Raw genomic sequence first — 21,705 nt, forward strand, 5'->3', positions numbered from 1 at the left:
ACTCAAAACCGCCATTGAGTTACTCGCTGCCTAGCAGTTAAACGCAGATTGAACTAGGAGCGGGCTAGTGACAAGCCCCTTGCAAACACTAGGTTTGAGGGGCTTATACACAAAATATAAATTTCCTACAACATCACAATCAACCTGTTCCCTAAGAAATCACCGCCTTAATCCGCCGTACCCCCGCTGAGGAACTCTCTTCTTTCTTAATCTTAAAACTACCAAGCTCACCCGTATTCCCCACGTGCGGGCCGCCGCATATTTCCTTGGAAAAGCCGTCAGCGGTATACACTTTCACAATTTCATCATACTTGTCGGTAAAGATGCCGACTGCGCCCTGCGCCTGTGCTTGCTCAACCGTCATTTCCTCGCAAGTGATATCAACAGCCGCCTCAATCGCCGCATTGACAACGGCTTGCACCTCGGCGATTTCCTCCGGCGTCATCTTACGTTCAAATGAGAAGTCGAAGCGCAATCGTTCTGCATTGATGTTACTGCCACGCTGGTTAACGCTGTCCCCCAGCACCTTGCGCAATGCCGCAAGCAGCAAATGCGTCGCCGTATGCAGCTTAGTCGTTTCCACGCTGTCATCGGCAAGTCCGCCCTTAAACTTCTGCGCCGCGCCGGCACGTGACGTTTCTTGATGCTTAGCAAACAATTTTTCAAACCCGTCAACATCAACCGTTACGCTATTCTCCTGGCACAACTCTTTTGTAAATTCCAACGGAAAACCAAACGTATCATATAACCTAAACGCGTCTTCGGCCTTCAACTGCTTGTCCGCACCGATTTGTTCAAGGTACTTCTTGGCAATCTTTAGGCCCGCTGCCAATGTGCGGCTAAACGTCTCTTCCTCACGGTCGAGCTGCGCAATGATAAACGCACGATTGCGTTGCAGCTCAGTGTATACATCATCGTAATTATTGATAATCACGCCGGCAATTTGACTCATCGACTTAGCCGGCGCATTCATCTGTGATAAGTAGCGATAAACACGCCGAATCAGCCGCCGCAAGATATAGCCCTGCTCGACATTTGATGGCGCGACAGCCTTATCATCTCCCAAAATAAAGGTCGCCGCGCGCATATGATCGGCAATAATGCGATATTCACGGGCGGTACTTTCTTCGTATTTTGTGCCCGTCAACTCTTCAACTTTCTTGATAATCGGCACAAACAACTCTGTATCATAGATAGTCGGCAGCCTGTTCATAATCGCCAGTACGCGCTCTAAACCCAGCCCTGTATCAACATTCTGTTTGGGCATTTTGTTAAACGTCCCGTCAGCCTCTTTGTTGTACTCCATAAAGACGTTGTTCCAAATTTCAACAAACTTGCCGCAATTGCAAGACGGCTGACAGTTGGCATTGCATCTATCCTTTCCGGTATCATAAAAAATCTCGGTATCCGGCCCGCAAGGCCCTGTCAAACCAGCAGGCCCCCACCAATTTTCCTTCTTGCCGTAATAATAAATACGTTCATCGGGGTAGCCTAATGATTTCCAAACGCCCGCACTCTCTTCATCTCGCGGCGCATCCTTATCTCCACCAAATACACTGACCGAAATTTTCTCTTGTGGAATGCCCAACTTCTCGGTTAAAAATTCATGACTCATGGTAATGGACTCTTTTTTGAAATAGTCGCCCAGCGACCAGTTGCCCATCATCTCAAAGAATGTCAAATGCGTGGCGTTGCCCACCTCATCAATATCACCTGTCCGCAGACATTTTTGCGCATCAACCAGCCGCACGCCTTGCGGATGCTTTTCACCGAGCAAGTATGGCACAAGCGGATGCATACCTGCCGTGGTAAACAATACACTCGGATCATTTTCAGGAATTAGCGACGCGCTGGAAATCTCGGCGTGCCCGCGCTCGACAAAGAAGTCAATATACAGGCGACGCAGTTGTTGTGATGTCATTGGTATTCTCCTTGTAAGGAACGATGTCCTCAACGTCCCATTTCTTATTTGCAGGGCGTTCTATCAACCCCATTCACGTTGAATCATTGCCTCATGCTCCGCTGCCGTACGCGTAAACACGTGTTCACCTGTGCCATCGTTGAGCAGCACATAGAAGAAGTAGTTTGTTTCAGCCGGGTCAATGGCGGCACGGATAGAGTCACGACGCGGCGAACCAATCGGACCGGGCGGCAAGCCGGGATGGGTGTATAAATTATACGGCGAATCAACTCTAAGGTCACCTACTGCTCCCCAAGCGTTGAGTATATCATCGATATCGTCTATATACGGCAACCACGCATATACCACCGCTGCGTCAATTTGTAATAACGGATTTGCCCAGTTGTTCAATCGGTTATGAATAACAGACGACACTTTGTCGCGCTCAGCCGCAATGCCCGTCTCCCGCTCAATTAATGACGCAATGGTCACAACATTGTTAAAACTCAATCCGCGGCGCAGCGCCTCTTCACGCCACTCAGCAGGGAACTGTTGATCAAACTGCCGCAACATACGCGTAATGGCGCGATTTGGATCTTCACCGACAAAGAAGTCATACGTTTCGGGAAACAAGAAGCCCTCCAAGCGGTGGCGAACACCCTCGCGCCCGTCCAGCTCATCAAGCCACTCAAACGGGAATTCACCGTGCTCGGCCTCGTACATCAAATCCTCAAACAAAGCCACACCGGCAGTGTCTAACTCACGAAAAATCTGTTCAAGGTGCCAGCCTTCTGGGATGGTCACGCGCACAGTCTGTAATCCGCGCCGTCCACGCAACGCCGATAAAATGGCACGATAATCATAATGCGATTGAATGGCATGTTCGCCTGGCACAATGCGCTCGGTAGCATTGGTAAAATTCGCAAATGTGCGGAATAACCAAGGGAATTGAACCCGCCCGGCATCCTGTAATTGCTGCGTAATGTCGTTGAGGTCGACATCCTCACCGACAACAATGATGATTTCATTGTCTGGTTCTGCCATCAATGCCAGCACATCATTGGCCGCCAACCACGTCACCGCCGCCAAGACAGCACTGACACCCACGATAATTGCGAAGTAAAGGATGCCCGTCATAATGCCAGATGTCTTCTTGCGGCGGCCTTTTCGGCCTGTTTCCTGCGGCATTTCTTCGACCTCCTGCCGATGAACTGTACGGGCATTGACACGTTTCATATCTCGTTCACTGACAGGCTCGACACGGTCTTCTGCCCCCAAGCTCTCATGGAGCGAATGGCTCTTCATCGTCTCTTGATACGGCTGACTCAATGTCAAAAGCGAATCATCCTCCAGGTGACCCAGCTGTGGCACAATCGGTTTTTCCGCATGCAGCGGCTGTCCTGTTTGCACTTCGTCAATAAACGCCGACAAGTCCGGCACGACAAACTCAGCCGACAAATCGGGCAAATTCGACGTCGTTTGACCACTCTTGGCATGATAATCATCAATCAGCGCACTCAAATCGTACTCCTCATGCGGCGGGAGCACAAAAGGCGCGTCAAAATCTGTAAAAAAATTGTTGTCTTTTTTGTTTGACATAGGAACCTCCAACGTGTTTCATGCACATGATGGGATACGGGCCAGGAATTCCGCCCACCCCTGCCGAGCCACGGCATATTTTTTTGATAAGTGAGGTGAAAACGCATGTGCTTCAAAGACCTGTTTGGCGGCGGCGATAGCTGCCTGTGGATTATCTTAATCGTCCTGTTCATCGTTTGCTGCTGCAATTAACATCGAAACGCCGAGCTGGGGAACATAAGGCACCCTTAGACGAAATTTTCTTTTGTTACGGTGTGACTTATGCAACCGATTGCGAGGCGTGACACAATGTCATGCGTAACGACCTTACCAAAGAGACCGTGGCATCCCATAACCGGTTCGGCAACCGCCGAGCCGGTTATTCTTATCCATCAGTAATAACGCAGTCAACAGGCATATCATGCGCCTCGCGCGGCAAGCGTTCAAAGAAATATTCCGCACGGCACAGCCCAATTGTCACTGCGGCGCTGCTGGCTAAAAATCTATCATAATGCCCACCGCCATAGCCCAATCGATAACCGTCACCGTCAAACGCCAGCCCAGGAACAATGATTAAATCTATCTCCGTTGCCGGCACGACAGCACCGTCATTTGACGGCTCCGGGATACCAAACGAACCACTGTATTTCAAATCATCCCACGACTCAATCAACACAGCCCTCATCATATTTCCGCAACAATGCGGCACACAAACTTTCTTGCCGTCTTTCCACGCTGCCTCTATGATAGCATGTGTATCGGCTTCCCCAGCTACAGCACAATAGCAAAATATGCTGTTCGCCTTGCGGAATTGTTCGCCGCCAAGGATTTTTTTCGCCATACACGCCGCCTTCTCAACGGTCTGTACACCGCGCTCGGCCAGAATATGTTGTCTTATCATTTTCTTGTCATCAGTATAGTATACCATAGCTTACTGCATCTCCGCAACTCTTTGATAGTTAGAGGCTGTAATGACTTTGTCAATAGCCAAATTAGTCGTGCATCAAATTCATATATGCCCCGCCAAATATGCGCGAAACAAGTGTCTCATCGCCCATCGTCGCCGAAATGCCCGCCCAACGCCGCACCTTACCGACATCCACGATTCGTGCCGCGCCATAGGAGTGCTCTGCACCGCAATGGGATAAACATTCACGCACATTGCCCTTGCTGTCCAATACGGCATAGTCGTGGTCACTAAACAACACTTTTCCGCCCGTGACCTTGCACTCGTCAAGCAGCAATCTCCACCATACCTCATCACGCAAGACATGCACATATCCTGCCATGGCTCTGTCATACATTTGCCGCAAACGCGGAACGTCGCGGTATATAGCAACTTCTCTCGCCAAAGGCCGTTCACCTCTTTCAGCAACAGATTGCGCAAAGCAGGGCTGAAAGCCCAATTGCGCATAGTAGTCAAACAGCCTGCGATTGCCCGGCACAAGCGTCGCCACGGCCTCACCTCGCCGCCACATCATTTCCAACGCCCGCTCAACAAGCGTCTTGGCAATACCCCGGCCTCGATAATTGGGGTGTGTGCAAATAGCATACAAGTACCGTGCCGCTAAATGCTTTCCCTCAGGCGACACAAACGTCTGTGGCAGCATATGCAACATGCCGACCGATTTTCCACTGATTTTCGCCAGCATCGACGCGTTTTTGTCGCGCAGTTTGGCAAAGAAGAAATCTTTATACCGCTCCTCGCCCGGAAAGCAAAGCGACCATAATTCTTTCATATCCGCCACACTCGGCTTGCTTGTCACAATGCTAATCATGCCATATTGCCTCATACTTATCAATCAATCGCACGGGATTGTAAGACAGCTTAGCCTTGCGCAACCCCTCAATGCCTAAATCTTCCTCGCGATTGATGTATTGCTTGCCGACACAGTCATGCAAAGCAAAGAGCTTATTTATCGTCTGATACGCGCCGGCGTAGTCATAGTCAGCCTTTTCGCACATAATATCCATGGCGTTGTCGCCGCACGGCGCGCCTATGGTAAAAGCAATCACTTTTCCATCTACGCGCAGCAACCGGCTCTTTGCATCCAACGTGTCAAGATTAGCCAGTAATGCCCGCGTAGCAGCGCTTTCGGCACGCAGACTATCTTCAGTTTCACTCGTCTTATTGCGCCGTACCCAACACTTTTCAAACTGATAAATTTCATCCAAATTCTCCACCGTAATGGGCTCATGACTGTACCGCCTGTCATAGGCAGCCATAAAGCGGTTGACGTGATTACGCTTGCTATGGTATTTTTTCCCGCGCAAGTGCGCCAAATCCTCAACATTATAAAGATAATCAGACAACCCGTCCTCTATTTCAAAGCTCATTGCATTGCTAAACCACGCCTGCAGCAAGGCCTTGGAGCGTTCTGTGATATACACCATCGCAAAAGGCTGTTCGGGATAGCGTCGCGCGTGCATTTCTTTACACGCCAACACCGCCTCACGGCAGTCAAGTGGCCCGTAAGGCATCGCCCAATACTCCTCACCATCTTGCCCGTGCGCATTGAGCAACAGCCAGTCGCGCCAAATCGTATACCCCTGCCACCATCGCTCCGACCAAATATAGAGCCAAGGAAAAGAGTACTCCACTGTCGGTTCAGGATTTTGCCTCATATATTGTTCAAACAACGGCCTGTCCTCAGGCGTAATGGGCTTTATCTCGCTGTTCATATGTTGTAAAATTCTCCAACAATCCCGCAGATTTCACTGTGAATATCCTCAATGGTACGCAGTTTTCCATCGGGTGCGCAGTCGATGATATGCCAACCATAATATTGCGCCACCAACAATCCCGCTCTGTGGGCACGACGACGATAATCGGCATCAATTTCATGAATATCACCGCCTGTTGCGCGCTGTACAATCAAGTGCTGGCTAACTTCCGGCTCCATGTTGAGGTAAATTACCTTCCTCGGCGCAGGCAAACCTAGCTTGTTATATTCGAAATCGAAAAGCCAATCACAAAACGGCAAAATTTCGTCATCAGGTAGTTTCGCTGCCTGATGAACAGCATTCGCAGTGGTATACCTATCCGTGAGGACATGGCCGCCGCTTTGGTAATGTGTACGCCAGCCGTTGTTTTTTAAGTACGAATCAATCCTGTCAACAGCAAAAAATGTTGAGGCCGCATAAGGATTGACAGCATCTGCTCGTCCATATGCACCCTTGAGATATTTTTTCAAAAGACTTGATGCAATAAGGTCATATTGTGGAAACGAAACAACTTTCACGTTTGTTCCCTTTAACTTCTTCTTTAACAATTCAAATTGCGTCGACTTGCCTGTACCGTCAATGCCCTCAATGCAAATTAAATTACCGCCCACTGTTCCGCTTCTCCTTCCATGCCAGCCGATAAATGCCCGGCAATTTCATCATGCGACCCAAGCGGCTCGGCTGCCGCAACAACCGCCCCAACCATTCTAAATTGAGTTTTATCATCCACTTTGGCGCACGCTTGACATTGCCTGCCCAAACATCCAAACTACCACCCAACCCTAACATCAAGCAATCACCGACGTTGTGTTTATTAGTCTGCATCCACTTCTCTTGCTTCGGCGCACCCAAGCAAACAAATAGTACGTCTGGCTTTGCCTCGTTAATCAGCCCCAGCACCTCAGCATCATCGGCAAAATACCCATCATGCGCACCGCAAACATCAAGACTATATCTGTCACGCAAAACCTCCGCCGCTTTCTCGGCCACGCCCGGCGCGGCGCCCAGCAAAAATAGCTTGCGCTGCTGTGCCGCCCAAACCGGCAGCAATTTTTCTGTCGTGTCAGTGCCGCCTACACGTTCCGGCAACGGCTTGCCGACAATGCGTGACGCCTTAACAACACCGATACCATCTACCAAAATCATATCAGCGTCATTGAACACATCATACAAAGCAGGCTTCTTGCGCGCCATCATAACATGCTCGGTCCCCGCCGTAACAACACTCTTGCCGCCCGGCCTCGCCGTTAACGCCGCAATTTCCTCAACCGCCTGCGCCATTGTCAGCGAGGCGTATTGCAAGCCTAAAATCATCTCTTTTTCCATAGCCAAATTATACCACAAACCTCCGCCAAGGTCAAGATAAATCGAAAATTATGTAGGGAACTACAACAGCTCCGCATGAAGGCTGCCAGTCTGCCAACACTGCGCAACGACTGGGACAAAGAGTCTCCTGCACTCCACAAATTGCAGCAGCGGTTTCCTAAAGGGCGTAATCCTTTTGCTCTTTCATTGTTTTATGAACACAAAAACAATGCCCATTCACAGAACAAATAAAAAAACATAACCCAACCCTGCGTATGTTTTCTCCCACTCACGGCAATACTGTGTTAGACAGAAATGTGGGGGTAAAACATGCAAACCAAAGTCGAAATCTGCGGAGTCAATACCTCAAAACTCAAAGTGCTCCCCAATGCCGAAATCATGCAATTGCTGCAAAAAACAAAGGACGGCGACAATGATGCCCGCGAACAGCTTATCAACGGCAATTTGCGTCTTGTACTGAGTGTCATTCAGCGGTTCAGCGGACGCGGCGAAAACGCCGACGATCTCTTCCAAGTCGGCTGTATCGGTCTGATAAAATCCATTGACAACTTCGATCTAAGTCACAACGTGCGCTTTTCAACCTATGCGGTGCCCATGATTATTGGCGAAATCCGTCGCTATCTACGCGACAATTCGTCCATCCGCGTCAGCCGCTCGCTTCGTGATATGGCATACAAAGTGCTGCTCAATAAAGAGAAATTCATCGCCGAGCATTCTCGCGAACCCACCATCGACGAGCTCGCCAAAATCCTGGAAGTCAACCGCGAAGACATTGTATTTTCCATGGAGGCGATTATGGATCCCGTCAGCCTCTACGAGCCGGTCTATTCCGACGGCACCGGCGACGCCATCTGCGTCATGGATCAGGTCAAAGATCCCGGCAACACTGATGAAAACTGGTTGGAAAGCATCGCCCTCAACGAGGCCATCGAGCACCTCAACGAACGCGAGCGCAGCATCTTAGCCATGCGCTTCTACGATGGCAAAACGCAAATGGAAGTGGCAAACGAAATTGGTATTTCTCAAGCCCAAGTCAGCCGCCTGGAAAAAAACGCCATCAGTCAGATTAAGAAACGCATCTGATATGAACGACAAAGAACGCAAAGACCTCGCCTCTGCGCTAATCATATTATTCGCCGTTAATGTCGCATTGTTCTTGCTCATTCAGCACTTTATGTAAAACATAGCAAATGCTTAATAGACGAATTATAAATTGAAATGCTCTTCCAACAATTCCAATGTTCCCTCGATGGTACTCTTTTCAGTTCGCACAACATTGAAGAGGTTATATTTTTTGACTTCTTCGAACATTTTTTCAGTGCCGAGTCGAAATACTTCATCTTGCTTGGCGATCTTTTTATCGGGATCATTCAGCGACATAATCCATTCCAAATAACTCCTATGATCATCACGAGAGCCATAATTTATAGTGGTAACTAAATCGGGAGTGGTTAACAAGCACGCAATTCTGTTGTAATCAGTAATTTCGACAAGCAGCTCCAACGGTGCACAAATATCCGTAATGACTTTGTTGTTTTGTGATAATTTTATAAGCTCAATCATCACAAATTCCAAAAACTCGTCATTTTCATTGCGTCCCGCACTCTCCGCCACGATGTCCGCCGCCGACCGTTCAAAATGTGTATCCCAATCATACTGCTCTTGTATATTATAACGTTTGTCGCGTTCGTTTTGTAACGGTTGATATTTTTCATCGCATATAGACTTCCATGCCTTAAATGGTTCACCGTTATAATTCTCATCGAACCATACGAAACCATGTTTTTCTACCATTGCTTTTGACATTGTCGTTTTCCCGGCCAACGCTGTTCCTGTTAGAAAATACACGTTTTGCAGACTGTGTTTCAATATGTTGTTCGCTATATTCATAAACATTCCTCTTTCGTCCAAATATAAACGCTCTACATTACAATCCTTATCCCTCTCCAAACATCGCCGTGGATAAATACCGCTCGCCCGTATCCGGCAGCACAACAACAATCGTCTTCCCCATATTCTCCGACTTCTTGGCAATCTGCAGCGCTGCCCATAATGCCGCGCCGGACGATATGCCCACCAATATGCCCTCGCGTTTGGCAAAGTCGCGCCCTGTGGCAAATGCGTCCTCATTGCTGGCTGTGATAATCTCGTCATAAATCTCGGTATTCAGTGTATTCGGCACAAAGCCGGCACCGATGCCTTGAATTTTATGTGGCCCTGCCGTTCCTTTTGAAAGCATGGGCGAGTCTGTTGGCTCTACAGCGATGACTTTGATATTCGGATTCTTCTCCTTCAAATATGTGCCCGCACCCGAAATCGTGCCGCCCGTGCCGATGCCGGCGACCAAAATATCAACTGTGCCGTCGCTGTCCTTCCAGATTTCGGGACCCGTTGTAGCATAGTGAATGGCGGGGTTCGCTTGGTTTTCAAATTGACCGGGCATAAAGCTGTTCGGCGTACTTGCCGCCAGCTCTTCTGCCTTGGCAATCGCGCCTTTCATGCCTTTCGCGCCTTCGGTCAGCACCAACTCGGCACCGTATGCTTTCAGCAGGTTGCGGCGCTCAACACTCATCGTTTCCGGCATGGTTAATATAATACGATAGCCGCGCGCCGCCGCAATTGCCGCCAGCCCAATGCCCGTGTTGCCGCTGGTCGGCTCAATGATAACCCAGCCCGGTTTGAGTTTGCCCGCCTGCTCAGCCGCCGTAATCATGGCTAGCGCGATACGGTCTTTTACACTGCCGGCAGGATTGTAGTATTCCAACTTGGCAACAAGCTTGGCAGAAACATCATGTTCATAACTTTTCAACGCCAAAAGAGGCGTTTTTCCGATTAAATCTGTCATTGTCTCATATATTTTCATGGATAGCAGCTCCTTATGTTTTTAGATTTCTGCGATGACTTCAATCTCAACCAACGCGCCCTTAGGCAACGCCGCCGCCGCAACGCACGAACGTGCCGGCTTTTGCGCAAAATGTCGCGCATACACCTCATTAAAAGCAGAAAAATCGCCCATACCAGTCAAAAAGCAGGTCGTTTTAAAGACCTTAATAATGTTGCTCCCCGCCGCGGCAAGCACAGCTTTTAAGTTGGCAATGACCTGTTCTGTCTGCTCGGCAACATTGCTTCCGACCATTTCCATGCTATTTGGACACAACGGAATCTGCCCCGAGGTATAGACTAAATTTCCCACAATCACAGCCTGCGAATACGGCCCAATGGCCGCCGGTGCTTGTTTTGTTTCTACGATTCTCATGATGTTTTTCTCCCCTAATATTCTTTGTCACACATCCAGCCCATCGCAAGTAGTCGTGCACATCATAAACACTTCTGTCTATATAATCCGCCGCAACTCCGGCGAAAAGGCGATGTCGCCGCTGTCGGGATAGTTCTGGTGCGTATATGCCGCCGCGTGCATAACAAAATCAGCGGCGTTCTCAGCCGCTTGACAAAGGCTTTGTCCGCGCAACAACCACCCCAACAACACGGATGAATACAAGTCACCTGTGCCGTGATAGGCACGCCCGACATATCCGCGTTCAATAACAGTCACCTGCCCCGTGCGATACTCATAACACCACACCTCCACGCGCTGCGCATTGCGAATGCCGGTCAGCACCACATCCCGCTTACCGCCTGACAACCGCACCAACCAATCGCGCAATTCCTCACGTGTCGGTTGCGCCGACGGTTCTTTGCCCAACAAAATCGCTGCCTCAGTCACATTCGGCGTAATAACCGTCGCACTTTCAATCAATTTGCGCATATTATCACACATTTCCGGCGTATATGTCTTATACACTTTTCCATCATCTCCCATCACGGGATCAATAATAGCAACCTCGGGCTTAAACATTTCCACCGCCCGCGCCACAATGGCAATCTGCTCCGCCGAGCCAAGAAATCCCGAGTATACAGCATCAAACTTCAACCCCAAGTCACGCCAATGGTCAAGCGCGGGATTCATCGCCTGCGTCATGTCCTCAAATGTAAAGTTCGGATACCCGGTGTGCGACGACAAATACGCCGTCGGCAGCGCGCAGACATAGGCCTGCATGGCGGTCAGCACCGGCAATGCCACACCGAGCGAACATAGCCCGTAGCCGGACAGATCATGAATGGCGGCAACTTGTTTTTGCATGGTTGTATCCTCCGTTGACTGTAATTTTTCATTGCTTGATTATACAGTCAAAATGCCGCCGTTGTCAAGACGCAAACAATACTTGACGTCCCGCTGTACACTATGATATACTGTCAGCATCTGTAACAGATTGGAGTTGAAAGGATGTACAACTTTTCTTGCTAGTATATTTCGTCAGCCAAACAGCGGAGTCATCCGCTCGTTTTGGTGCGTTTTAGCAAGAAAAGAGCCTCTTTCAACTTAAATTCCGCCTCTGCGGAATTTTCCTGCCTTTCAGGCGTTGTAAGAATGTGTTTTCTTGCAACGCCTATTTATTTTTAGGAGGAAACTTTATGTCACAGATCAACATCACTAACCTTACCTTTTCCTACGACGGCACCTTTGTACCGATTTTTCAAAACGTCAACCTCAGCCTTGATACCAATTGGAAGCTGGGACTTATCGGCCGAAACGGCCGCGGCAAAACAACGCTGCTCAAGCTGCTGCACGGCGAACTGGAATACCAAGGCAACATTACAGCAACATGCCGATTTGATTATTTCCCGTTTGCAGTTGACACCATTGATACCATCGCACGAACTCTCTTATCATCCATCTGCCCCGAAGTGCAGGAGTGGGAAATTGTACGCGAGCTGTCCCTGCTTTCACTCAATGAATCCATACTTGACCGCAACTTCGCCACACTCTCCAACGGCGAACGTACAAAACTACTGCTCGCCGCGCTTTTTTGCAAAGAACATCATTTCCTGCTCATCGACGAGCCAACCAACCACCTCGATTTGCAAGGTCGTCAGACTTTGAGTCAATACTTGCAAAAAAAGAAAGGCTACATCATCGTCAGCCACGACCGCGCTTTTCTCGACGGCTGTATTAATCACATACTCTCCATCAACAAAACCAACATCGAATTGCAACGCGGCAATTTCTCATCCTGGCTGATAAACAAAGAACGGCAAGATAACTTTGAATTGAGCGAAAATGAAAAACTAAAAAAAGATATCAAGCGTCTAAACGAAGCGGCTGATCGAGCCGGCGACTGGTCTGATAAAACGGAAAAATCAAAAAAGGGGGCTGCAGATAAAGGGTTTGTGGGTCACAAAGCCGCCAAAATGATGAGCAAAGCAAAAAACATCGAAAACAGACTCAGCAAATCCGTTGAGCAAAAATCGGAACTATTGCACAACATCGAGCGTGCCGACACTTTGAAACTCACATTTGCATTTCATCACGCTAAAACGCTCATTGAACTCCGCAATGTCGTCGTGTCCTACGGCGGCCGAGCCGCCACGCGCCCCGTCTCTTTTTCGCTTCAACAAGGCGAACGCCTATTGCTACGCGGCGCAAACGGCGCAGGAAAATCCAGCATTTTGAAACTCATCTGCGGCGAACAGCTTGATTACACCGGCGAAATGCAACTGGTCGGCCGGTTACGCATATCCTACGTGCCGCAAGATACCTCCTTTCTTCGCGGAAATCTGCGCGACTTTGCCATAGGGCACGGCCTCGACGAAACGCTACTCAAAACAAATCTCCGCAAACTTGATTTCGAACGCGAATCATTCGATCATGCCATCGAAACATATAGCGCAGGACAAAAGAAAAAAGTCTTGCTGGCCAAGAGCTTGTCGGAGCAAGCGCATATCCTCGTGTGGGACGAGCCGCTCAACTACGTCGACGTATTCTCGCGTTTCCAAATCGAGACACTGATACTCGACTACGCACCGACACTCCTATTTGTCGAACACGACAGCTCTTTCATTGAGAGAATCGCCACATGGCAATTGGATATATAAACCAAAAGGGGCGATAAAATCGCCCCTTTCACTCACGAAACGCCGCATTATTCGCGTACACAAAGAATCCCTTTAGTAAACACCTCATCAACTTTCGACTCGTCCGCCAAGCCGCGCTTGCGCAATGCTTGCAGAATATATATGCCAAAATTGTGTGCCGTACTGAGTACATTACTGTCAATCTGGTTGCGCAATCGCCTGGGTGTGTCAGCCTCATACACTTCACGCAACATACTCACCCATTTATTCCAGATAACATCTAACACCTTACATCCTTGTGACCAGTCGCCGAATTTATTGTATTGTTCGCAGCTGAAAATCGGAATGCTCGGCACAATTCGTCCGCCTCGTTCTTCACACATTCCATTTTCTATTGCATCTGCTACATCACTATCATTTCCAAATAGCAATGTGTTATCTGCGTTGAGTGCGTCAAGACAAAATTTCGGATTTCGCAAATATTGATTCAACCTATCATTAAAAGCGTCACCGCTCCAATAATAATGTATTTTTCCGCTTTCTCCGCATTCGTTGTTGTAAAGATATTCATTCTGCCCCGCAAAACTGCTGTCAATGCATTCAATTCCTTCGTTGACGATAAACACACCCCAGCCACCGTCTTTACGCATAAATTTTTCCTCATACTTTATACTTTCGATATCATTGCCAATGTCTGACGCACTATAGATCAGCTTGGGTATGAGGATATGGAGCAAATGGCTCATAGGAAAATCATTGCCATAGAAACCAATTTGACGAAGTTGCACTTCAGTGTCGTTGATGTAATTTAGTAATGCGTCTGTCGCCTCGTTGATGACATCGTCACTAAGACCCTGCATCGCTACTTGTCGTTGCGCAGCCGTCGTGATGATGAAATTTGTAACATATTTGCCTTTGATTTGCTCAATTGCGTCACCGTAAACCATATATTCCAGCGCCTCCTCTAAGTACAATGTCGGCATGCCAGTCGTTAAGCTGATTTGCTCAATGGTCAACGGCGTGTCGTAGCACGCTTTTGCAATAGCTTTGTATAACTGTGTGTCAAGATATTTGTTGGGATTAAATGCGCCATTGCACATAACGTGCATTTTGATTTTTTCATAGTTTTTTTCCATAACGCTCATCCTTTCTCGTATTCTTTCGCGCCCGACATGAAGTCGCCACTTGACTACCTCTGGCGATAATTCATATCGCGTCGCAATCGTTCGGATGTCGAGTTTATGAACATAATAGGCGACCATAATATCACGGTACATCGCCCGCAAGCTGTGCAAAGCTTGAAAAACAACCTGCTGTGCTTCATTCAGCGGCTCGGTCGTTTCTACGGGAATTGCATCCAACATTTCGCCCCCACACAGCACAACGACATCATGTTTCCGCTCGCTTATCAATCGTGCATATCGGTTGTGCGCAATGCGCCAAACATAACCGTCCAAATTAGTAACATCACTGCGCCGTAAACCTTGCAGCACACATAATAAAATATCCTGTGCCAAATCCTCAGCGTCAGCATGGGAAGATAGCCGTTTGAGGCAGAAACGATACACCGACTCAATGTATTGCAATATCCTGTTATCATTCATAAACTTTTATCCTTTGCGTGAAATCGATTTCACCCTTATAGTGCTTTGATTACGAAAATGGATAGGCAATTATCATAAAAAGTCACAACAAGTCAATTCTTACATAGCAAAAACGATGCGCCAAAACCGCCGCATCGTTTCCTATCATTATAAAAGTGTACTTTGCACATTCGTAATGTTGTGGGCCTCACCCCCCATTTTGAGGGCTGTTTAGGGCAACCCCTGTCATCTTTGAGGGTATTTATGAGGAAAATTCCGCTTTTCTCAGGTATCGTGAGGCATATGCAGGCACACACTGCCCATTATTTCCATCACAATTAACCCTCCATCGTCACCTGCACTTCGCCCCTATCCTCCGCCCGCACAAGAAGCCCGGCCGCCGGCAAGCTGCGCACACGATGCCGCGCAATGTTGGTGATGCCGGCATCCTCTGCCCGCACAACAGATGCCGCCTTGTATTTTGTCTTGACAGTCAACACACCTACGCCTTGGGTGCTGCGCGTCGCCTTGGGCGCAAGACTGGCCGACTGAAAGGCAATGGCACGCCCCTCGGTTGACATGGCGACCAGCTCGCACTCCTCATCCAGTGGCAAAAACGCTACGGGAAGGCTCTTTTCATGATACGCGCCCGTCAATTTCTTTCGATTCTGCTTGGTATCATAGGCATTCATAGCAATCCTCGCGCATTTTCCATTATCAAACAAAATCAACAGCCACTTGCTGTAATCGCGCGGCAACACAACGGCAAGCACACTCTCGCCATCCTCCATTTGCAACTTTGTTGGCAAATAATCTCCCAAAACACTAGCTTTTGCGTCTGAAAAATCACTCAGCCGCGACTTATACACCTGTGCTTTATCGGTAAACACCAAGATCTCCTCACGGTTAGATGCTGTGGCCGTCATAGCCAAGCCATCGCCCTCTTTATACTTTTGTTCACCACTCATACGTAATGAAAGCGGTGTAATTTTCTTAAAATACCCCTCTTTCGACACGAAAACATGCACTGGATAATCCTCGACTTCTATGATGACTTCTTCTTCAGCAAGCTCTGTTTCTTCCGTCATGCCGGTCAGGCGATCTCGTCCGTATTTCTTGGCAACCGCCATCAATTCCTCAATAATAATCTTGCGAATACGCTTTTCATCCGCCAAAATTGCCTGTAGATCAGCCACTGCAATTTGTAAAACTTCGATTTCTTCCGCGCGTCGCACGATATAAGCACGGTTGATGTTACGTAGTTTGATTTCAGCTACAAATTCAGCCTGCTCAACGTCAATACCAAAGCCAATCATCAAGTTTGGCACAACCTCATCCTCTTCCCGCGTGTTCCGAATAATGTTAATCGCCTTATCAATATCGAGCAAAATCGCCGCTAACCCTTTGAGTAAGTGCAGTTTTCGTTGCTTGACGCCCAACTCATGTGTCACGCGCTTGCGTACACATTCCATACGCCACGCCGACCATTCGCGCAGCAATCCGCCCACACCCAGCACCTGCGGCATGCCATTGACCAGTACGTTGAAGTTGCAGGCAAATGAGTCTCGCAAGGTCGTTAATTTAAACAATTTCGCCATAAGTTTATCAGAATCAACGCCACGTTTCAATTCAATGGCAATCTTCAAGCCCGACAGATCAGTTTCATCGCGCGTGTCGCTGACCTCGCGCAACTTACCCTGCTTAATCAGGTCGGCAATCTTATCAATCACCGCCTCAATCGTTGTCGTATAAGGCAGTTCCGTGATTTCAACCGTGTTGTTTTTCTTGTCGTAATGCCAGCGTGCACGCACCTTAAAGCTGCCGCGCCCTGTTTCGTAAATCTCACGCATAGCAACCGGGTCATAGATAATCTCGCCGCCGGTCGGAAAATCAGGCGCCGGTAACGTCGACAACAAATCATGCGAAGGATTTTTCAGGTATGCCACCGTGGTTTCGCACACTTCACGCAAATTAAAGCCACACATCATCGATGCCATACCAACTGCAATGCCTTGATTTGCACTAACTAAAATATTCGGAAATGTTGTCGGTAACAGCGTCGGCTCTTTTGTTTTGTGGTCGTAGGAGTCAACAAAATCAACAGTCCCCTTATCAATATCACCGAAAATCTCACTGCAAATTCCATCGAGTTTTGCCTCGGTATAGCGCGATGCAGCGTATGCCATATCGCGCGAATAAACCTTGCCGAAGTTGCCTTTGGAGTCCACCAGTGGGTGCAGCAACGCACCATACCCGCGTGACAAGCGCACCATCGTTTCGTAAATCGCCCCGTCACCATGCGGGTTGAGCTTCATCGTTTCGCCGACAATATTGGCCGACTTCGTACGCGCGCCAGACAACAAACCTTGCTTGTACATAGTATACAACAGCTTACGATGGCTCGGCTTAAAACCATCCAGTTCGGGAATGGCACGACTGACAATCACGCTCATGGCATAGGGCATAAAGTTTTTTTCCAGCGTCTGGGTAATCGGCTGGTCAATAATTTCGGCTTGCATACCCTCAACTTGGGGCATTGCTTTCGTCTTCTTGGATTTCAAAGATACGTTCCCCCGTGCATTACATTCATTTTATTGTAGCACGAAAAATCGATGTTTGCAAGAGCATTACCCCGACGGTCGACCACATACTTGCCAAATCGCGTCATGTAGAGTATAATGAGGCATTATGTAATGAGGAAGTGTTCCCTATGCCAAACAAAAACGATATGCGGCTTGCCGTACTCATCGATGCCGACAACGCACCCCGCACACAACTGAAGTCCATTATGGAGGAGATTGCCGTTCACGGCACGCCCACAGTCAAGCGTATTTACGGCGACTGGACGAGCAATACCATGGACAGTTGGAAGGATTCATTGCTGCACAATGCTATTACGCCCATTCAGCAGTACGGCTATACCAAAGGCAAAAATTCTACCGACAGCGCCATGATTATTGACGCGATGGATATTCTCTACTCCGAACGTGTCGATGGCTTCTGCATTGTCAGCAGTGACAGTGATTTTACAAGACTTGCCACGCGACTGCGCGAGGCGGGCATGAAAGTTATTGGCATCGGCGAACGCAAAACCCCCTCCCCTTTTATCGCAGCATGTGATAAGTTTATCTATATTGAAATCATTCGCGCCGCCCATGCGCCTAAGGGCAACAAGCCCAAACCCCGGCATGACACACGACAGGATAAGCCTGCGGCACAGGCAGCACAGGCCGAGCAGCTACACCTCACGCGCGACATCATTGACGCATTGATTGACACCATTGAAGACGTCGCTGACGAAGACGGTTGGGCGTATTTAGGTGAAGTTGGGACGTTACTGCTCAAAAAACAACCATCGTTTGACTCGCGGAATTACGGGTTTAGCAAGCTGACCCAATTAATTCAAGCCATTGATGACATTGAGATGGAATTCCGGCCAAACCTAATTGCCAATAACGGGCAGCTCATCTATGTTCGCACGAAGTAGATTGACCCGCAAACACCTGAAAGTGTTGATTGTTTTGGCTGTTTTTTTGCTAATTTTGGCCATTTTTTTGGGTTCAAACTTAATTTTACGTCGAGTTAACTATACGGTTACTCTACCGCGCCTGCCTGAGGCATTTGACGGCATGGTGATTGTGCATTTGTCTGATTTGCATATGCAACGCTTGTCTTGCGACCGCTTGATACGGCACATTGAACAGGCCGGGCCTGACATCATTGTTTTTACCGGCGATTTGTGGAGCCGCCCGCTGCAACTCAATGACCGACGCACAGATGCCATCGGCGTGTTTTTTGACCGTTTGACAGCCATCGCGCCGACATATTTTGTCACCGGCAACCACGACATTGCCATACGTCAATTTATGCCGCGCGTGACACCGGTTTTGCGGCAAGCCGGCGTTGTGTTACTGCGAAACGACTATCTGCCTATTGCACGCCAAACGGCTGACGGGCAGACGCAAGCCATCTATCTCGCCGGCATTGATGATCCGCTGGAATGGCACCGCCGTGACATGATTGAGTATTTGCGCGCACGCATTGACGACATGGCCGACAACGAGCCGTTCACCTTGCTTTTGACGCACCGCTATACTCGATTGCGACAATATGCCGAAAATGGTTTCGACCTTGTGTTGGCGGGACATTCGCACGGCGGCAGTGTTCGATTACCATGGATTGGTCCGATTTTTGGCACGACACGCACCTTTTTCCCGCAACACGCCGAAGGCATTTCTCATATGGATGACACTGTGATGGTAACCAGCCGCGGGCTGGCCTCTTGGTTCCCGCCGCGCTTTTTGACCACTGCAGAAGTAGTGGTGATTACGTTACGCAGCGGTTGAGAGACATTGGCGCGCAGTGATGCGTTCGGTTGTGGCAGATATATTTCGTCTATATATGCAAAAACAAGCAACATTTGGAGAACGCTCATGAAAAACCCTCCGCTTTTGTTGATGGACGAGCCTACCGGCAACCCGGACTCACAATCATAGCAAGAAGTGTTGGACTATATATTCAAAATACACAAAGCCGCCAAAACCGTTGTCATTGTTACGCACAGCAAGGAATTGGCGCAAAATGCCAAGTTAGTGTTTGAAGTGCGAGATGGGTTGCTGGCAGGGTAAACTAATAACTATTTTCATTACGTTCCATAACCAACACGATATACAACGAGCCGCCCGATGCGCGGCTTCTGCGAGGATATACTCATGAAGCATTGGAATATTTTAGCGCAATCTGACGGGCAGCCCTTGCTGCGGCAACTGTTCGATTTACGGCAGCCGGACGGCGATTTCGACGAGTACGCCAACCCCTCACCGTCACAGCTTGAATCACCGGAACTGCTCCCCGACTTGGTACGCGCTGCGGCACGGTTGACTGTTGCCATGGAGCAAGGCAAAAAAATCACTGTTTACGGCGACTTTGACGTCGATGGCATCACCTCTGTCGTTATGCTGCTCGACTGGTTGCGCAGCAGACAGGCAGATTGCGACTGGTATATTCCCGAGCGCCGTGCCGAGGGTTACGGCTTACATGTTGCCGCAGTCGAAGAGCTACACCGCAAAGGCACACAAATGATTGTCACCGTTGACACCGGCATCACCAACTTTGAGGCGGTTGACCGCGCCATTGCCTTAGGCATTGACGTCATCATTACCGACCATCACGAAGTGCGTGAACGATTGCCACGCGCAGTTGCCATCGTCAATCCGCAACGCGAAGAGTATCAAGGCTGTGCGCAATTGGCAGGCGTAGGTGTTGTGTTTCAACTGCTCCGCTATTTAGAAAACGACGACAACGCCATCATGACACGCTACGGTGCTCTTGCCGCATTGGGCACAGTTGCCGACATCATGCCCATGAGCCACCATAACCGCGCGTTGATACATTTGGGGCTGAGAGCCTTGGATGCAGGCAACTATTCGGGACTGAATGCCCTGCTATCGCACAGCGGTATCAGCGGGCGCGTCAGTGCTGCAACAATGGGGTTTACGCTGGCGCCGCGCATCAATGCCGCCGGCCGTATGGGCAATGTGGGTATCGCTGTTGAATTGCTGCTCAACCCGCTTTCGTTCTCCACGACAGATAATTTGGCCAAAGAATTGTGTGCGCTGAATCACGAGCGCCAGCAAGTTGAGCGCCAACTTTTTGACCGTACGCTGGCCGAGGTTGACGCGCAAAAAAACAGCCCGGTTTTACTATTGGTCGGGCATGACTGGCATCCGGGCGTAATTGGCATCGTGGCGTCGCGACTGATGGATAAGACAGGTAAGCCGGTTTTCATGATCAGCCTTGAAGAGGGCATTGGCAAAGGCAGCTCGCGGGCGAAAAAAGATTTTCACTTGGTTGAAGCACTAACGGCAAACGCACACTTACTTGCCAACTATGGCGGACATGAGTTGGCGGCCGGGTTTGTCATTGAAGAGCGGCACATTGAGGCGTTTCATCGAGGATTATGTGACTTTGCAAATCAACTGCCGCAATTGCCGCAACAGGAGGACCTGCTCATTGACTTGGAACTGGCGCCGCGTGAACTCACTATGCCGAACGCGTTGGGTTTACGGCAAGGCGAGCCTTACGGCAAAGGTAATGCCAGCCCGCTGTTCTGTGTGCGTGACCTGCGCGTGTCGGCGATACAGGCGTTGGGCGGCGGCAAGCATACACGCTTTACGCTGTCTCATCACGCGGTGCCCGGCATGAATTTCACCGCCGTTTGGTTCGGTGCGGGAACAGCCGCGTTGCCGTATGTCGCAGGCGATGGCGTTGATATTGCGTTTGCATTGGAAATCAACTCATTTCGCGGTAAGAACTCATTGCAACTGCTCGTCAGCGATATGCGCCCTGACGGCTGTACGCGCGGGTTACGGTCATTGCATGGTGGACAATCGCTCGACTGTGATGCAAGGCTAAGTTTGGCAGTCAACCGCGAATTTATCGCACTCATCTGGCGGGCGCTGCTTACATTTGACGGTGTGCCAATGAACTGGGCGGTGTGGCATCAACTGACAGGCGTCACATCACGCGAACGCATCTGCGTTGGATTGGAGATTTTGCAGCAGGTGAAATTAATTACATGGCACGAACGCAACGGCGAAGTTGTTGCGACGATGGATAAGAGCGTGTCGGCGAGGTTAGAAAACTCAGCGTATTGGCAATTGTTACAGGAGAATCACTAAC

The 21,705-nt window shown here is 49.2% G+C and carries 18 protein-coding genes; 5 read left to right on the plus strand and 13 right to left on the minus strand.

The window, feature by feature from the left end; genetic code table 11:
• Positions 1-151: 151 nt before the first annotated feature.
• The 7 genes from FWE06_08265 to FWE06_08295 form a co-directional block, all read right to left on the minus strand.
• Positions 152-1,921 (minus strand): alanine--tRNA ligase, encoded by a 1,770-nt coding sequence (locus FWE06_08265; protein MCL2547164.1) that lies wholly within the window; start codon positions 1,919-1,921, stop codon positions 152-154.
• Positions 1,922-1,984: 63 nt separating this feature from the next.
• Entirely contained in the window at positions 1,985-3,499 is a 1,515-nt protein-coding gene (gene mltG, locus FWE06_08270) for an endolytic transglycosylase MltG (protein ID MCL2547165.1), read from the minus strand.
• Positions 3,500-3,863: 364 nt separating this feature from the next.
• Positions 3,864-4,406 carry a 5-formyltetrahydrofolate cyclo-ligase gene (locus tag FWE06_08275; GenBank protein MCL2547166.1) on the minus strand — a complete coding sequence of 181 codons (543 nt, stop codon included), beginning with the start codon at positions 4,404-4,406 and terminating at the stop codon, positions 3,864-3,866.
• 64 nt (positions 4,407-4,470) lie between these two features.
• Complete coding sequence (locus FWE06_08280; protein MCL2547167.1) at positions 4,471-5,256, minus strand: GNAT family N-acetyltransferase; 786 nt, start codon at positions 5,254-5,256, stop codon at positions 4,471-4,473.
• Positions 5,249-6,160, minus strand: a complete 912-nt coding sequence (locus tag FWE06_08285) for a phosphatidylglycerol lysyltransferase domain-containing protein (GenBank protein ID MCL2547168.1) — start codon at positions 6,158-6,160, stop codon at positions 5,249-5,251. Before FWE06_08285 ends, FWE06_08280 begins: the two co-directional genes overlap by 8 nt.
• On the minus strand, positions 6,157-6,813 hold the full coding sequence (locus FWE06_08290; protein ID MCL2547169.1) for a deoxynucleoside kinase: 657 nt from the start codon (positions 6,811-6,813) through the stop codon (positions 6,157-6,159). The genes FWE06_08285 and FWE06_08290 overlap by 4 nt, the downstream gene beginning before the upstream one ends.
• Positions 6,803-7,528 carry a WecB/TagA/CpsF family glycosyltransferase gene (locus tag FWE06_08295; GenBank protein MCL2547170.1) on the minus strand — a complete coding sequence of 242 codons (726 nt, stop codon included), beginning with the start codon at positions 7,526-7,528 and terminating at the stop codon, positions 6,803-6,805. The genes FWE06_08290 and FWE06_08295 overlap by 11 nt, the downstream gene beginning before the upstream one ends.
• Positions 7,529-7,837: 309 nt before the next feature.
• Between FWE06_08295 and sigG the strand changes: the two genes are divergently transcribed.
• Positions 7,838-8,611: an RNA polymerase sporulation sigma factor SigG gene (sigG, locus tag FWE06_08300; protein ID MCL2547171.1), complete on the plus strand. Its 774-nt coding sequence runs from the start codon at positions 7,838-7,840 to the stop codon at positions 8,609-8,611.
• Positions 8,612-8,734: 123 nt separating this feature from the next.
• On the opposite strand, the gene FWE06_08305 is transcribed toward sigG, so the two are convergent.
• The 4 genes from FWE06_08305 to FWE06_08320 all read right to left on the minus strand — a co-directional run bounded on the left by FWE06_08305 (position 8,735) and on the right by FWE06_08320 (position 11,669).
• Positions 8,735-9,418 (minus strand): hypothetical protein, encoded by a 684-nt coding sequence (locus FWE06_08305; protein ID MCL2547172.1) that lies wholly within the window; start codon positions 9,416-9,418, stop codon positions 8,735-8,737.
• A gap of 46 nt (positions 9,419-9,464) precedes the next feature.
• Positions 9,465-10,391 carry a cysteine synthase A gene (gene cysK, locus FWE06_08310; protein ID MCL2547173.1) on the minus strand — a complete coding sequence of 309 codons (927 nt, stop codon included), beginning with the start codon at positions 10,389-10,391 and terminating at the stop codon, positions 9,465-9,467.
• A gap of 21 nt (positions 10,392-10,412) precedes the next feature.
• Entirely contained in the window at positions 10,413-10,784 is a 372-nt protein-coding gene (locus FWE06_08315) for a RidA family protein (protein MCL2547174.1), read from the minus strand.
• A 78-nt stretch (positions 10,785-10,862) separates the two neighbouring features.
• Positions 10,863-11,669 carry a pyridoxamine kinase gene (locus tag FWE06_08320; protein MCL2547175.1) on the minus strand — a complete coding sequence of 269 codons (807 nt, stop codon included), beginning with the start codon at positions 11,667-11,669 and terminating at the stop codon, positions 10,863-10,865.
• A 332-nt stretch (positions 11,670-12,001) separates the two neighbouring features.
• Here FWE06_08320 and abc-f point away from each other — a divergent pair, with 332 nt between their 5' ends.
• Positions 12,002-13,462 carry an ABC-F type ribosomal protection protein gene (gene abc-f, locus FWE06_08325; protein ID MCL2547176.1) on the plus strand — a complete coding sequence of 487 codons (1,461 nt, stop codon included), beginning with the start codon at positions 12,002-12,004 and terminating at the stop codon, positions 13,460-13,462.
• Positions 13,463-13,509: 47 nt separating this feature from the next.
• Here abc-f and FWE06_08330 read toward each other — a convergent pair whose 3' ends face one another.
• Complete coding sequence (locus FWE06_08330) at positions 13,510-15,045, minus strand: sigma-70 family RNA polymerase sigma factor (protein ID MCL2547177.1); 1,536 nt, start codon at positions 15,043-15,045, stop codon at positions 13,510-13,512.
• 317 nt (positions 15,046-15,362) lie between these two features.
• Positions 15,363-17,561, minus strand: coding sequence for a topoisomerase IV (locus FWE06_08335; GenBank protein MCL2547178.1), 2,199 nt, complete (start codon positions 17,559-17,561; stop codon positions 15,363-15,365).
• A gap of 173 nt (positions 17,562-17,734) precedes the next feature.
• On the opposite strand from FWE06_08335, the gene FWE06_08340 reads away from it, so the two are divergent.
• The 3 genes from FWE06_08340 (at position 17,735) to recJ (ending at position 21,704) form a co-directional block, all read left to right on the plus strand.
• Positions 17,735-18,511: an NYN domain-containing protein gene (locus tag FWE06_08340; protein MCL2547179.1), complete on the plus strand. Its 777-nt coding sequence runs from the start codon at positions 17,735-17,737 to the stop codon at positions 18,509-18,511.
• On the plus strand, positions 18,495-19,370 hold the full coding sequence (locus FWE06_08345; protein MCL2547180.1) for a metallophosphoesterase: 876 nt from the start codon (positions 18,495-18,497) through the stop codon (positions 19,368-19,370). The genes FWE06_08340 and FWE06_08345 overlap by 17 nt, the downstream gene beginning before the upstream one ends.
• Before the next feature lie 366 nt (positions 19,371-19,736).
• The gene (recJ, locus tag FWE06_08350) at positions 19,737-21,704 is read left to right on the plus strand and encodes a single-stranded-DNA-specific exonuclease RecJ (protein MCL2547181.1); all 1,968 of its coding nucleotides are present in this window, start codon (positions 19,737-19,739) and stop codon (positions 21,702-21,704) included.
• Position 21,705 lies beyond the last annotated feature (1 nt).

The sequence above is a fragment of the Oscillospiraceae bacterium genome (genome assembly GCA_009780275.1).
In the GTDB taxonomy this organism is placed as follows: Bacteria; Bacillota; Clostridia; order Oscillospirales; family UBA929; genus WRAI01.

What these genes read in the sequence shown, in the direction of transcription:
- FWE06_08265 (MCL2547164.1), bottom strand. Translation starts at nt 1,921, where the DNA reads ATGACATCACAACAACTGCGTCGCCTGTATATTGACTTCTTTGTCGAG.
- mltG (MCL2547165.1), bottom strand. Translation starts at nt 3,499, where the DNA reads ATGTCAAACAAAAAAGACAACAATTTTTTTACAGATTTTGACGCGCCT.
- FWE06_08275 (MCL2547166.1), bottom strand. Translation starts at nt 4,406, where the DNA reads ATGGTATACTATACTGATGACAAGAAAATGATAAGACAACATATTCTG.
- FWE06_08280 (MCL2547167.1), bottom strand. Translation starts at nt 5,256, where the DNA reads ATGATTAGCATTGTGACAAGCAAGCCGAGTGTGGCGGATATGAAAGAA.
- FWE06_08285 (MCL2547168.1), bottom strand. Translation starts at nt 6,160, where the DNA reads ATGAACAGCGAGATAAAGCCCATTACGCCTGAGGACAGGCCGTTGTTT.
- FWE06_08295 (MCL2547170.1), bottom strand. Translation starts at nt 7,528, where the DNA reads ATGGAAAAAGAGATGATTTTAGGCTTGCAATACGCCTCGCTGACAATG.
- sigG (MCL2547171.1), top strand. Translation starts at nt 7,838, where the DNA reads ATGCAAACCAAAGTCGAAATCTGCGGAGTCAATACCTCAAAACTCAAA.
- FWE06_08305 (MCL2547172.1), bottom strand. Translation starts at nt 9,418, where the DNA reads ATGAATATAGCGAACAACATATTGAAACACAGTCTGCAAAACGTGTAT.
- cysK (MCL2547173.1), bottom strand. Translation starts at nt 10,391, where the DNA reads ATGAAAATATATGAGACAATGACAGATTTAATCGGAAAAACGCCTCTT.
- FWE06_08315 (MCL2547174.1), bottom strand. Translation starts at nt 10,784, where the DNA reads ATGAGAATCGTAGAAACAAAACAAGCACCGGCGGCCATTGGGCCGTAT.
- FWE06_08320 (MCL2547175.1), bottom strand. Translation starts at nt 11,669, where the DNA reads ATGCAAAAACAAGTTGCCGCCATTCATGATCTGTCCGGCTACGGGCTA.
- abc-f (MCL2547176.1), top strand. Translation starts at nt 12,002, where the DNA reads ATGTCACAGATCAACATCACTAACCTTACCTTTTCCTACGACGGCACC.
- FWE06_08330 (MCL2547177.1), bottom strand. Translation starts at nt 15,045, where the DNA reads ATGAATGATAACAGGATATTGCAATACATTGAGTCGGTGTATCGTTTC.
- FWE06_08335 (MCL2547178.1), bottom strand. Translation starts at nt 17,561, where the DNA reads ATGCCCCAAGTTGAGGGTATGCAAGCCGAAATTATTGACCAGCCGATT.
- FWE06_08340 (MCL2547179.1), top strand. Translation starts at nt 17,735, where the DNA reads ATGCCAAACAAAAACGATATGCGGCTTGCCGTACTCATCGATGCCGAC.
- FWE06_08345 (MCL2547180.1), top strand. Translation starts at nt 18,495, where the DNA reads ATGTTCGCACGAAGTAGATTGACCCGCAAACACCTGAAAGTGTTGATT.
- recJ (MCL2547181.1), top strand. Translation starts at nt 19,737, where the DNA reads ATGAAGCATTGGAATATTTTAGCGCAATCTGACGGGCAGCCCTTGCTG.